This window comes from Paenibacillus vini (assembly GCF_018403325.1).
GTDB classification, from domain to species: domain Bacteria; phylum Bacillota; class Bacilli; order Paenibacillales; family Paenibacillaceae; genus Fontibacillus; species Fontibacillus vini.
This window is the reverse complement of the sequence record NZ_BOSL01000001.1, coordinates 317,491-331,217: the sequence shown is the minus strand read 5'-3', so window position 1 is coordinate 331,217 and position 13,727 is coordinate 317,491. Positions and strand designations below refer to the sequence as shown.

Genomic DNA, 13,727 nt, shown 5'->3' with positions numbered 1-13,727 from the left:
AGCCAGGATATGATTGAGTAAAGAGTGTCAATCCATGAAGCACGGGGTGCTGGAATTATATGAAGATCAAAACTTTTTTGCAGAAGACTTATTTTCGTACTTTTCTATTACTAACCACTGTTCTGATCTGTTCCATGATTCCTTTCGTTTATTTCCTGTCTGCGGAATTCGCGAAATACACTATGCTGGAGGTGCGCAGCAATTCGCAGAACGAAGTCAACAATCTTGCTTCGAAGACCGAAATGATTCTCGGCAATTTGAAAGCATATGGGCTAAGCATGTACGCCGATCAGAATATCCAGAACTGGTTCTTCAATACAAGTAAGGATCCGCTCGTCGACCATGCTGCGCTTGTCGCCCAATCCAACTTCATGTCAACCGAACCGCTTATCCAGCGATCCTATCTCATAAATTTGAAGCAGAGTCTTGTCGTTGACTCCAAAGTCGGAATCGTCCGGTTTGAATCCTTTGCCGACCAGGGCATGCTGGAGCGGGTGAAATCATTCCGGCGCCAGTATTTGCACTTTTTTGATCATCCGACGGACGGTTCGAATTGCCTGGCTCTAATTCTGCCCGCGACTCCCGAGAAGCCGTCCGATTTCTATCTCGTGCTCCTGATCGATAAACCGCAGCTGTCAAAGCTTCTGTTCGGCCAAACAATCTCCTCGGAGCAAGACATTCGGATTCTCGACGAGGACGGATTAGTCTTATTAGGCGCATCCAATTCCGCATTGGACGAACAACTTTATCAAGCAAGGCGGGAGGCCCAAGACAGCGATTTCCAGGTCCGGCTCCCGCATCAGACCTGGTTCGTCAATACAGCCGAGCTGACTACCGAAAACTGGTCGATATATTACTCGACCGAGTATCATATTTTGACTCGCCATATATCCTCATATCAGCAAAAGTTGATAACGTATACATTGCTGCTATTGGGAATCGTTTCGGCGTTGTTCTTCTGGAGTTCGCGCCGCTCCTTGCGTTCCATTACCTTTATGTCGGAAAAACTGAAGAACAAAATAGCGGTCGCAAACTCCGCGTCCGATGCCAAGCCGGATATCCAATGGATCAACGATGGCATCGATATGCTGCTGAACAATGTGGAGCAGCTTCATGCCTCCATGAGAGACCAATCCGATCTCGTTCGAAGTGAATTTCTCGCCCAGTGGATGCTTCACGGATCACCTGGCACCCAGAGCTACGAATATATTCAGACCCGGACCAAGCTGGCTTCCTGTAAAGTCCTGTTTTTGGCCGTCCTGCGGATCGAAGCTTATACGGTCTTTTGCGAACGTTACGATTTCCCTTCCCGGAAATTGATTAAGTACGCGATACGCAATATTAGCGAAGAGGTGATTGGCGCCGGTTCTTATGCGGCCGAGGGCTTGGATATGGGCGGCGATCATCTCATCCTCGTCATCGGCGGCCATGAATCGGGCGAGCTCCAACTGCAACGCCTTCTGGAAGAGGCGCACAATCAAGTGGCGCGCATTCTACGCGTCGATACAACCGTCGCGATTAGCAATGCCTATGACTTCGGCGCTAATTTCCGAAACGTATACGATCATATCTACGAGTTGACGATGCTGCGATTCCTTGACGGAGAAAAACAAATTTTTCTGGAGAGCGATTATGAGGAGTTTATGGCGGGGTATCCTTCCGCATCCGAGGCGCTGGAGACGGCCGAGATCATCAAAGCGATCCGCCGCGGCCGCGCGGAGACCGCCGTTGTTCTGCTGCGCCAGCAGATGAAGCACATCCATGAGCTTCCTTATCGCGACTGCAAGCTTAACTTGACCTATTTCACCTACGATCTGCTCAAAAACTTCAACAAATCCAGCGTCTTGCACGAGATCAGCAGCATCCATCAACTGCTGGAGCGGTACAGCACGCTATCCGAGTTTCAAGCTTGGCTGGAAGACATCGTCACGACACTCGCGTCCGAGACCGAAGTTCCGAAATCCTCGAACCGCAAGGAAGAGATCGTCCTGGAGATCAAAGAATACGTGGACAACCATTTGCAGGATGCGCAATTATCGATAGAGCAGGTAGCCGACAATTTCTCCTTTTCCGTGAGCTATATCCGGCAGTTATTCAAGGAGATCATGAACGCGTCTTTGTCCGAATACATCCTCCAGGAACGAATCGAGCGAGTGAAAGAGAAGCTGGTATCCAGCCAACTCTCGGTACTGGAGATTGCGGATCAATGCGGCTTCATATCCAAGGGGCATTTCTTTTCCGCATTCAAGAAGTTCACGAACCTTACTCCGAAGCAGTATCGGGAAATCCATGGAGACTCGGCGATATCCCGGTAAATTAACTCCGCTCTCCCCTTATCATGAAGAAACGGCTGGAAGAGACCCCGCTAGCCAGCTATTTCGCAGGAATGATTCTAGCAACCTCAATAGGACCCTTCCGAAAAGCCGAGAGCTTTTCAAGAAGGGTCCTATTCGGTATCAAAACGGTCGGCCGTAATTCGATTTTATTTACTTATTCCTGCAGCGGCGAATACGCGATCGAACCCTGCCTTGGAACGGCGAATCAGTTGCTCCGGCGTATCTTTCGGCATGTCTGGCGTCAAAACTTCCTGCGACACGATTCCGTTATAGCCAATATGCTGCAACCCTTTTAAAAAGCCTTCCAAATCGATGACTCCTTCTCCAGGGTACAGACGATCGTTATCCCGTACAACCTCGAGAGGCAAGTTCGGCGCGTCGTTGATATGCACATGAACGATTTGCTGCGCCTGCAGCCGCTCGATGTCGTCTGAAGATAGACCGTTCGTATACCAGTGATACGCATCCAGCAGCAAACCGACATTCGGCTCCCCGATCGCGTCTATCCAGTCCAGCGTCTCTTCCATCGTCCAGATGAAAGGGTATTTCCAAGCCGTCCGCAGATGATGCGGTCCGACGAATTCCAGTCCCATCCTGATACCAAAGGCACCGAGTATTTGGGCGCAGACTCTCAGACGCCGGGTGGCGAGCGCTAAAAAGTGAGCAGGCTTTGCGTCGGTCGATGGCAAGATGTACGTGCAGCAGCGCGTGCAGCCCAACGACTGAGCAGCAGCAGCCGCTTCAGTCAAGCCGGTCAGCCCCGCCCGAAACTCATCCTCGTCGGCCCTCCATTCTACAGGCAAGCCGATCGCACCAATGACGACTCCGTGCTGTTCGAGTTTTTTAAGGGCCCCATCCGTTCCCAGACGTTCGATCAATCCCCTGGCATCCACGTCAACCGCCCGAAAACCGCTCGCGCCCGCCAGTTCGATGAACCGCTCTTCACTTTCCACCGCGCCTAGGCCGTCAAGTGTCAATCCTCTCAGCATTTCATGATCCTCCCTCAATGAACAGAAGTGTCAGTCAGATTTCGATCGGCGCGCTCTATTAATTGGAGGTTCCTTGAACTGGCTCAAGCCCCAGCTCCGGATTCGCCAAATCGAGTTTATACATGACTTGATTGTAGTTATACCGCGGCGTCGGGACATGACTCGTGAACGTATTCGTATAAGTCCCCTCGAAGTAAATCACCCGGCCGCCATCTTTGCTGAAGTTCTTGTGCTGGGCCACGTTATAAAAAGTATAATCGTTATGCGTTACGATCTTTTTGGCAGTAGTCCAAGGGCCTTGAGGGGCCGAAGCTTCCGCATACCAAATTTCCCCGAGCACCGACGTCTTGCCTTGCATCTGTTGCCCGATCATTACGTAACGCTGCCGGTAATCGTTCCATTCGACGGAGCTGAAGGCGATTTCCACCGCTTCGCCGGTATCGGCATCTTTCAATTGATTATAATGCGGGTCATCCATTTGGATCAAACCTAAATTAATGAGTTCCTTCTCTTGATTCTGGGTAAGCGGCGGCGTGTTCTTCTTCCAGCCCCAGACGAGCTTGCCGTCCGCGTCGCGTTCCAGCGACGTTTGAGCCCCGTTGTATGCCGTTCCCGGAGTCAAGCACGTGAACGATTCGTATTGGGTATAATCGATGATGGCGTCATAGCTGGCGGCAACGCGCAAATTTGGCATCCGGTGTTCGGTAAAGAGCCAGTAGCCCGACCCGTTCTCCTCGTAATACATCGCCTGGCCGCCCGGATGGCGCCAATCGTCTTTGGAAGGGAACTCGACGACCTGTTCGAACTCCTTCGTATTGTCGTTAAAGGCAAGAATGCCGAAGGCAGTGAGATCGGGATTATGCGTGCTGTAACCGGCGAGCAGACGCTCCTGTCCGGCGTTGTCCTCGGCGGTCATCAAACCGAACACCCAGGCGATTCCGGCGCCGTCGGGTAGCTGCGGTACCAAGCTTTTGACGAAACCGTCGTCTTTCGTAAAATACTTCAGATTTACACCGACGTCCGGGTCCAATCCGCTGTTTTGCGGCAGTTCGGAAGTCGCTCCCGTCACGCGGAAGTTCCCCAGCGGATAGGCCGGTCTGTCGGTATCGCCCCAGAACCAGTAAAGCTTATTGTTGTACTCGATCGTCTGTACGGAATCCTGCCCCATGACCAGACCATTAATCAACGGTTCCTGGATCGGCGCATTCAAACCAAGCAGCACGCTGTCGCGGTAGATGCCCTGTCCCGTAACCCGATATAGCCGTTCCGCGATGTTAACCCGGTTCATCTCGATCGTAATCATGCCCCCGGGGGTGGTCTGTACGGCTTGCCCGCGATTGCCGAACATGTCAGCAGGGAAGTCGTAGCCGTGGCTCGACAAATGGAAGAAGACCGACTGATCCATCAAGCCGGGCTCGTCGAAGACCACGACACCGGCACTATCCGTATAATACAGAACGTTGTTCGTCGTCTTCAGTTCAACAAGAGGAATGCCCCGGCCCGTCTCGGCATCCACGACCTTGATCGTGAACGGCTTCCGGACCGCCTTCTTCGCGATGCTCACATCTTGCCCGGCGCTGTCTTCCGCCGCTTGCGCCGCCGTCACGACGCCCGGTGCCGTCATGGCCATCAGCATGATGCAAGCCCATATCCCCGCATTTTTCCACTGTTTCATTTTCATTTACTTACCTCCCGACCTTTGTCGTTTTGATAAAATGAAATCGTTGCGTCGTCGAACGTCCTCTATTCAAACCGCCGATGATGAACTCTCCCCCACAAACCACCTCCCTGCCTGGGATTTTCAAGCCATACCGCTCCATGAATCAGGCATTTGACGTCAGGAACCGGCCCGCATGCGCGACCAGTCGAAGCCGATCGCCGCCAGCAGTGCGCGTGCAATCAACAGATGACCGCTCAAGTTCGGATGCACCCGGTCGGAGGCCAGCGCAGTAGGATGCACGTAGTCGAATTGGGCGGCGAAAGTCGCCTGCGTATCCACGAATAGGGCGCCTACCCGCTCCGCAACCCGCTTGGCCGCAAGCCCGAACTCGTCCATCCGGCTGCGCATGCGGTCTTCGGTATTCGGCTCCAGATAGAACGGCGTCATGATCACGAGCCCTTGCAGACCGGGCTGCGAAGAACGCACCAGTTCTTCCAGGGTCCGCTCATATTCTTCAAGACCCACATGCGACTCCGGGATCGCGGGTTGGTCAAACTCCCGCCATACATCGTTAATACCGATCATGACCGTCAACCAATCCGGCTTCAGATCAAGCACGTCCGTCTGCCATCTGGCCTGCAAATCCCGAACCGTATTGCCGCCGATGCCCATATTCGTCACGCGGATGGAGAGCTCGGGATATGCAACCTGCAGCATCGCATCCACGAGCGCGACATACCCTTTGCCGACGCCTTGGAACAGCCCTTCCCCGTACGGATATTTACGTTCGCAGTCCGTGATCGAGTCGCCGATCAGAACCAGGCGTTGCCCTTCTTTCAGTTTCATCCTCTATTCCTCCCGTTCGGACGGAGCCGAATCGTCTTCACCTCGAACGGACGGAACTGAAGCGATACCTCTTCGCCCTCGTGCGGCAAATCCGCCAACTTCTCCTCCAGCATATTCGTCTCGTAAACCGCCGCAATGGACAGCCCAAAGTGAAGCCCGCACTCTACGGAAGCTCCCTTGCTCTCGTACAGACGCACGATCCAATCGCCCGATCCGTCTTCGGCAAGTTTGACCGTCTCCGCGATCACATTGGCTTGATCGATGGCGAGCAACGATTGCGCCTCACGGCTTCCTCCGGATACGAGGCTGACGGGATAGTTCAGCTCGTAGGCTTCCCGTACGACGGGACTGCCCAGGAACGCGCCGTTCCAGAACGTAAATCCGTAAGTAAATTGGTGCACCCCTTGATCGGACGTCTCGTCCGGATACGTCGGAGCCCGAAGCAGCGTCAAGCTCATCGTGTTGTCGTTGACGGAGATCCCGTATTTGCTGTCGTTCAGCAGCCCGAAGCCGCGGTTCGCCTCCGCAAGCGCCGACCATTTATGCTGAACCACTTCGTAACGGTCCGCATCATGCGGACGTGAGTCATGATTCGGCCGCTTGACGTAACCGAACTGAATTTCCTGCAGCGACTCGTTTGTGTGAACGCGAACCGGGAAATCGACCTTTAGCAGCTTGTTCTTCTCGCGCCAGTGAATCGTCGTATGGAATTCCACCCGGCGGCTGCCGGCACAGAGCCGGATATCCTGAACCATTGTCGATTGGTTCAGTTCGCGCTCAACCCGGATATTCGCGAAGAGCGGGCCGTTCGCGGTAACGGATACCTTAGCGCTTGCAGTAAGCTCGAGGGGTGCCAAGCGATAGCGCCGATCGATCTCCCAAGCATCGAAATCCGAATTTTGATCCCGGTACATCCGCATGACGTTGCAGCGATCCGCCGCCCATTCCATGCCGGTCTCCTTATCATAAATAGCCGTTATCTCGCCCCGCTCGTTAATTTCAAGCTCCATCCATTCGTTCTCCAGTCGCGATGCCGTGGCAAGGACTGCAGACGCTGAAGGAACATCCGTCACTTCCGCTTCAGTCCTGTACGTCGACCAGCCCATGGAAGGGGCCTCCACCTCGGCATAGGTAACGCCTTCGTGCACTTGCACCGGCAGAACCGCTCCGTTCCCGTCCGCAATGCCACGAACGCCAACAGGCAACGCGACCAGTTCCTTTCTCGGCCAGGACAGCGAGTTAAAGACGGTTACTCGGGAGACATCGCCGTCCATGAGCGCATCTCTTGTATCCGAAGCCAAGTCGTACACGTTCTCATTCAATGCCTTCAGCTCCATCTGCGCCTCTTCATGGACGCGATGGATGGAGGAGCCAGGCAGAATGTCGTGGAACTGGTGCAGCAGCAGAGTCTTCCATAGCCGGTCCAGATCCTCGTAAGGGTAAGCCCGGTTATTAAGCAACTCCGCCGCAGCCCCCCAAAGCTCCGCCTCGCGGAAACCGATTTCCGCCTTCCGGTTCAGCTTTTTAATGATCGCTTGCGTCGTATAAGTCCCGCGGTGAGCAGGATAGTAGAGCTCTCCTACGTATTTGGCGTCAGGAATGCCTTTTTCAATTTGATCCTCGAAAAATTCAATCGGCGAACCATGCTTCGTCTTGGGAACGCCCTCCAAATTGCCGAGCCTGCGCATAAATTCGAGATCATCCCGATTGGATCCGCCGCCCCCGTCGCCGTGTCCGAACTGGGTAAGCCGCGTAGAAATGCCTTCAAGCTGAACGCGATCGTTCCACTGATCGATTAAGAACGACGGATTGATCCGAATCGGGTAATAATCGCCGTAGTTCATCAGATGCGTCAAAATTTGCGAACCGTCGATCCCTTCCCACATGAATGTATTGTGGGGGAACGGGTCCGCTACATTATCGTAAGTGCCGAACAACTTTGTAGACGCAAAATAATGGATCCCGCAACCCTTCATGATTTGCGGCAGATTTCCGGTATAGCCGAAGACGTCCGGCAGCCACAGCATCTCGTTGTCCACGCCGAATTCGTCCTTGAAGAACCGCTTGCCGTGCATCGCCTGGCGAATTAGGCTCTCGCCGCTAGGCAGATTCGTATCGGGCTCTACCCACATGGAACCTTCGGGAACGATTCTCCCTTCCTTCACCGCCTGTTTGATTCGCGCATACAGCTCCGGATACAGCGTCTTGACCACCTGGAACAAATACGGCTGGCTCTGGGTGTAAGTGTATTCGGGATATTCGTCCATGAGCGCCAGCTGATTGGACATGGTCCGCGCAATCTTCCGCTTCGTCTCCGCTATCGGCCACAACCAGGCGACATCCAGGTGGGACTGTCCCATCAGGTACAGGGTCGGCGCCGTCGATCCGTTTACGCAGGAGAGGAGCGGCTCCATGATCTTCCGGCACTGCTTTGCGTTCTCACAGAGCGATTCCTGACGCAAGGTCAGGTCGATCGTCGCGAACACCTGAGTCAGGCAACGATCAATCTCCGCAACGCGAAGGGATCTGGCATCAAGAGTATTGCGGAGATCGTACAAGCATTCCAAATCGATAAAAAACTGATAGACTTCCTCTTCAAAAACGCAGAGCTGCGACTCCCCGAACGTCGGTCTGGAATCCGAATGTCCGGCATACGCTTCCGCGACGATTTCAAATTGCTCGCCGGCTTTCGCCGAACGGGTTAAAGTTAAGTAATGATGGTTAAGGTCTTTCGCGCCGCTCACGATACCGTTAATGTATACGGTCGCTTCGGAACCGAAATCAAGCTTGGCCACAAGCCGTTTGCCTTCGGCCTCCTCGGGAACGACGACGGCCCCACGGAACCAGCCGTATCCCCATTTTTCTCCCCACCGTTGACCCGGAGCGACGCTCCGGAACGGTTGTCCATCCATTTCATGAATGAACAGTTGTTCCATTGTCGTAAAACCGGAAAAATCTATCGAAGAAAGCTTCGTGATCATAAATTGATCTCTTTTGTTTAGCAGCTTTTCCGCATGGAATAAAATCTCTTTTTTTTCACTCAAGGTTTCTCACATCCTATGGTTTCGTTATCTTTGATTTGATCTATCGACTTGCGACATACCGCCCCTCCGCGGCGGCCTTGCAGCGGAGGGACGACTAACTATTAATTTCCTAGCGCTCTTTGAGCGGCATCGTTATAGATTTTCAGCGCTTCGTCAATGTTGCCCATTTTTTTGACCTTATCGGTAAATGCCTGCCAATTGTCAAAGCTGTTCTTGCCTGCCACGAATTTGGCCTGTTCTTCCGTAACGAACGTCTTGATCGGGTTCATAATCTCCGAGACCCGCTGGCTTTCGCTGCCCGTGAGTTGAATCGACGGTTCGCTCAACCAGGAAGGAACATAGTCGTTCTCGGGCATAGGCAGACTTGTCAGGAATTCCGCCTTCTCTATCGGCACCTCTTCATATTTGCCGCCAAATACCGTATAGTCCGTTGCGGCAAAATCCACGAACGCTCTCGCGTCGCTCACCATCTGCAAGCCGGGGTTATAATTGCGACTTGCGCGCATGCCGTATTTATCGCCTTCCAACCAGGGATCCTTGGCCGTTTTCAGCGAGTCGACAAAGGTCGGAACGCCGTCTTCCCCGATTGTATAGGTCGTGCCCTCGATTCCCCAAGTGATGAGTTGGATCATTTCATCCGAATACTGATAATCGATGAATTTAATCAATTCTTCGGGGTTTTTCACTTTTGAGCTTACGCCGTAGACGCCCCAGCCCAAGTCGGGGGTATTGCCGTTTACGACCTCTTGCCAGGCCTTTCCGTACTTCGGATTGTCAGGATACAGCGACACCGCGAAAATCTTGCCGTCGTCGGCCGTTCTCGTATACTCGGCCGGCGTAGTGAACCACTGCGTCAGCCACATAAAGTTGTCGCCGTTCAGCGCTTTTCTTTTCAGCGTATCGTCCGTATCAATGGTGTACTCCGGATCCAGCAGCTTTTCCGAATACAGCTTATTCGCAAATTGGAGCGCATCTTTATATCCTTCATCCAGCACCCCGTATACGTACTTCTCACCGTCCCAGAAAATTTCGTCCCGGATATGGTTCGCGGAGAACAGCGATCTCAAGCTATTCCATTTGGTCGCGACGGGATATTTGTCGGGGTAGAGTTCTTTAAGTTTTTTGGCAGCCTCATAGAATTCATCGAGCGTTTCCGGAACTTTGATGTTATTGGCCTCGAACACGTCATAGCGGTAAGCGGACGTATTCTGGATGAGCATGCCGCGGTCCTCGGGGAATCTGGGCGTGGAGGTTTCTTTAAAGGTGTACATTTTGCCGTCGGCATCCGTTACCCGCTTCATCCCGTTCTTTACCTTGCCAATGTAGTTCATATAGTTCGGCATTAAATCTTTATACTGGCTCAACTCAAGGAGCTGGCCTTGTTCGGCCATTTCGGTCGTATCATAGAATAAAGGCGTCACGAAAAAGTCCGTCAGATCGTCGCTGGCGATCATGAGCTTGACTTTCTCGTCATACTCGGAAGACGGAATATAGTTATATTTGATTTCTACCTTTTTGCCCATGTATGCTTCCATGCGTTTGTGCCATTCCTTGCCTACCAAACTGTTCGGATTGTCCACGCCGCTCGCCGGCAGCGTCACCGAGAAGCGCACCACTTCCTGACCCTGATCGTCTCCCTTGTCGGCATAATTTTTGGAATCCTTCGAACATCCGGAAAAAACCATCAGCGTGGCCAATCCAAGGATCAGCATTTTTGCCAGTTTGTTCATTCAATTTCCCCCTATTTCGTACGATAAACCGCTTATTCGAATCCACAATCCGCTTGCAATGTACTCTTTGCGCACTCACCTCCCTGCACCGCCATATCCGCCCTTAACCTTTGATGGAGCCGACGAATATTCCTTTGGTGAAATGCTTCTGGAAGAACGGGTAAATGCACATGATCGGAAACATGGTAATAATAATGACGCTCATTCGTACCGCCTTCGGATCGAGCGTGTCCCCCGGGCCGTTGACGGCGACCGAGCCGCCTCCGATCCGTCCTTGAATCGCAGTCGCATCCAAGGTGAACAGGTAATTTCTCAACACCATCTGCAATGGGTACTTATCCTGGTCCCGGAGATAAATCAAAGCCTCGAACCAGCCGTTCCAGCTTCCTACCAGACCGAATAGCGCAAAGGTTGCGAACAACGCCTTCGACAACGGCAGGATGATCTTGAACAGAACGACCAGGTCGTTCGCCCCGTCGATATAGGCGGAGTCCTTCAGCTCGGCGGGAATGTTCAGAAAGAAGGTCCGGAACAGAAACACGTTGTAAGCGCTGATCGCGCCGGGAAGAATCATGACCCAAACCGTATCCAGCAGGTTCAGACCGCGCATAAGCAGATAGGTCGGGATCAAGCCGCCGCCGAAAAACATCGTGATCATAAGAAAAATGGTCAGAAATTTCTTGCCCGCAAATCCCGGGATCGTGAGCGGATAGGCCATCAACGCCGTAAATAGCAGCATGATGCCCGTAGATCCGACCGCATAAATGATCGAGTTCAGATACCCTTTGAAAATGTAAGGATCGTTAAATACCGTCGTATATGCTTCCAGGTTAAATCCCTTAGGCCAAATCGTTACGCTCCCGGAGGAGATGTAACGCGTGCCGCTTAGTGATGTCGCGATAATGTTCAGTATCGGATACAGCACGACAACCAGGATGAATAGCATGATAAGAAGATTTATTGCATCGAAAATTCTGGAACCTAAGCTAGCCTTTTTCAACATCCCACCACCTAGAACAAACTCGTCTCTGATACTTTCCGGCTTATCCAATTGGTCAAGAAAAGAATACTAAAGGAAATCACCGACATGAATAATCCGATGGCCGTCGTGTATTCGTATTGCGCGCCCAGTATACCTTGGCGATAAACATAGGATCCGATGACATCCGCCACCTCGTAAGTCTCGGGCGAATAGAGCAGAATGATCTTCTGGAAATCGCTCCCGAGGATTCCCCCCACGGCAAAAATCAGCAAAATGATCGTGGTCGGCTTGAGCGATGGCCAAGTGACGTTCAAAACCTTCCTCCATCGGCCTGCGCCGTCTACCTCGGCTACGTCATAGAGCGTAGGATCTATTCCGCTTAATGCGGCAAGATAGATGATCGTGCCGAACCCGACGCCCTGCCATATGCCGGAAGAGATAAAGATGGTCCGGAAATAGCCGGGCTCGAGAAGAAACATAATCGCATCTCCGCCGAAGAAGCCGACGATTTTGTTAAACAAACCGTCTCTCGCCGTAAATTCCTTAAGCAGCCCAGCAACAATGACGACCGAAATAAAATGCGGGAAATAAGAAACCGTCTGCACGAGCTTCTTAAAGCCCTTGTTTTTCAGTTCATTAAACAACAGGGCCAAGATAATCGGCGCCGGAAACGACCATAATAAAGTATACAAACCCAGAAGCAACGTGTTCTTCAAAACCCTGAACGCCATGGGATCGTGAAAGAAGGAAGTGAAGTACTTGAACCCCACCCATTCGCTTCCCCAGATTCCCTTGGAAGCGTTGAAGTCTTTGAAAGCGATTAAAATTCCGTACATCGGAAAATAGTGAAAAATTAATATCGTCAGAAAACCGGGAAGCACCATGAGATAGAGATAGCGGTGCTTGTAGATTCTGGCCGCCAGCCTGTTATTGGTTGTCTTCAAAGATACACCTCCTGACTGTTAACATGGTGTGGTCGGTTACGGCCGGCGCTACGGGTCGCGGACGCATGAGCCCTTCCATTGGGTTCGCTTTATATGTAAGCGCATTCATTTCACCTCCAGGCTGTATCCTAACGTTCGTCGAAAACGCTTTTGCCTTCGGCTACCGTCCCCTACAGATATAAGCATCATGGTGTGTTACAAGTTGTTATGCTAAGTAGAAAATAACACATACTATTTAACTCGTCAACACATCAGAACCAAATAAATGATCAACATTAACTAAGTATACTATCTGTGAACGATCCCGAACTGGCGATATAAATGCGGCGTTAAGCTATGTCTCCGCTTGAACAAGTCGTAGAAATAACTGACATTATCGAGCCCGATCTCCAAGCTGATATCCACAATGTCCATATCCGTGTTCAGGAGCAAATTCTCGGCGTAGGACATTCTTAATTCGTTAATATACTGGGTCGGGGACATCCCGAGATACATCCTGAACATTCTGCATACGTAGGCATGCGATTTGCCCGAAATTTGGACAAGCGCAGCCGTTCCCCGCGTGAAATGTTCCTTCTTTCTCGCTTCCCGGCATAGCGCCCTAAACCATTCCGGCTGTCCGTTTAGTTCGATGTGATCCGCTTCGGCCTTAATGTACCGGGAGAACAGGTCGGTCAAGATGGCTCTTACCTCCGCTTTGAGGGCCGGCTTCTTCTCCTGCGGAATCAGGCTGAGCTGGTCCAGCCGGTAACGCACATATTCCTTCTCCGTTTTGGACAACAAGGTCGACGGCGGCATGGCCGGCTCAAGCAGCCTTTCGCTTGGGAACCCTTCTCCCAGGAAAGCAATCAGGTCGTCCAGGACCTCCCGACGGAACGACAAATTGATGAACCGGCAATCGCTATCCTTCGTCTGCTCATAGTAATGAACGTCCCGGTCCCGTATGAACACGAGCGTATTTTCCCGCAGTAGTTGCCGGTTACCGTTAATGACATGCACGACGCTTCCCTTCAGGATAAGAAACAATTCAAAAAAATCGTGTGTATGCATGCCGATCGTATCGCGCACCGAAGCGATCAGCCGATAGTGGGCCTGAATTTCGGAATCGATGCCGTCCGCCGCAAGCAGCTTCAACATAGCGATATTCCTCCTTGTTCGTATATTGACCATGACAAGTTAAGTCCTATGATGTCAAA

The 13,727-nt window shown here is 52.1% G+C and carries 9 protein-coding genes; 1 reads left to right on the top strand and 8 read right to left on the bottom strand.

The features are described 5' to 3' along the window. Positions 1-59 precede the first annotated feature (59 nt). Entirely contained in the window at positions 60-2,315 is a 2,256-nt protein-coding gene (locus KJS57_RS01580; RefSeq protein ID WP_213653511.1) for a helix-turn-helix domain-containing protein, read from the top strand. Positions 2,316-2,482: 167 nt separating this feature from the next. Here the strand turns inward: KJS57_RS01580 and KJS57_RS01575 are convergent, their stop codons facing one another. From KJS57_RS01575 to KJS57_RS01540, 8 genes are all read right to left on the bottom strand, one after another. Next, a complete protein-coding gene (locus tag KJS57_RS01575) occupies positions 2,483-3,325 on the bottom strand; it encodes a sugar phosphate isomerase/epimerase family protein (RefSeq protein WP_213653510.1) in 843 nt (280 codons plus the stop codon). Between the two features lie 58 nt (positions 3,326-3,383). Then, entirely contained in the window at positions 3,384-5,006 is a 1,623-nt protein-coding gene (locus KJS57_RS01570; protein WP_213653509.1) for a hypothetical protein, read from the bottom strand. A gap of 156 nt (positions 5,007-5,162) precedes the next feature. After that, positions 5,163-5,831: an SGNH/GDSL hydrolase family protein gene (locus tag KJS57_RS01565; protein WP_213653508.1), complete on the bottom strand. Its 669-nt coding sequence runs from the start codon at positions 5,829-5,831 to the stop codon at positions 5,163-5,165. Continuing rightward, positions 5,828-8,875, bottom strand: coding sequence for an alpha-mannosidase (locus KJS57_RS01560; RefSeq protein ID WP_213653507.1), 3,048 nt, complete (start codon positions 8,873-8,875; stop codon positions 5,828-5,830). Before KJS57_RS01560 ends, KJS57_RS01565 begins: the two co-directional genes overlap by 4 nt. A gap of 101 nt (positions 8,876-8,976) precedes the next feature. Beyond that, positions 8,977-10,605 carry an ABC transporter substrate-binding protein gene (locus KJS57_RS01555; protein ID WP_213653506.1) on the bottom strand — a complete coding sequence of 543 codons (1,629 nt, stop codon included), beginning with the start codon at positions 10,603-10,605 and terminating at the stop codon, positions 8,977-8,979. Positions 10,606-10,708: 103 nt separating this feature from the next. Beyond that, entirely contained in the window at positions 10,709-11,605 is an 897-nt protein-coding gene (locus KJS57_RS01550; RefSeq protein ID WP_213653505.1) for a carbohydrate ABC transporter permease, read from the bottom strand. A gap of 11 nt (positions 11,606-11,616) precedes the next feature. Then, a complete protein-coding gene (locus KJS57_RS01545) occupies positions 11,617-12,531 on the bottom strand; it encodes an ABC transporter permease (protein WP_213653504.1) in 915 nt (304 codons plus the stop codon). Positions 12,532-12,819: 288 nt separating this feature from the next. Further along, on the bottom strand, positions 12,820-13,668 hold the full coding sequence (locus KJS57_RS01540) for a helix-turn-helix domain-containing protein (RefSeq protein WP_213653503.1): 849 nt from the start codon (positions 13,666-13,668) through the stop codon (positions 12,820-12,822). Between the last annotated feature and the right edge of the window lie 59 nt (positions 13,669-13,727).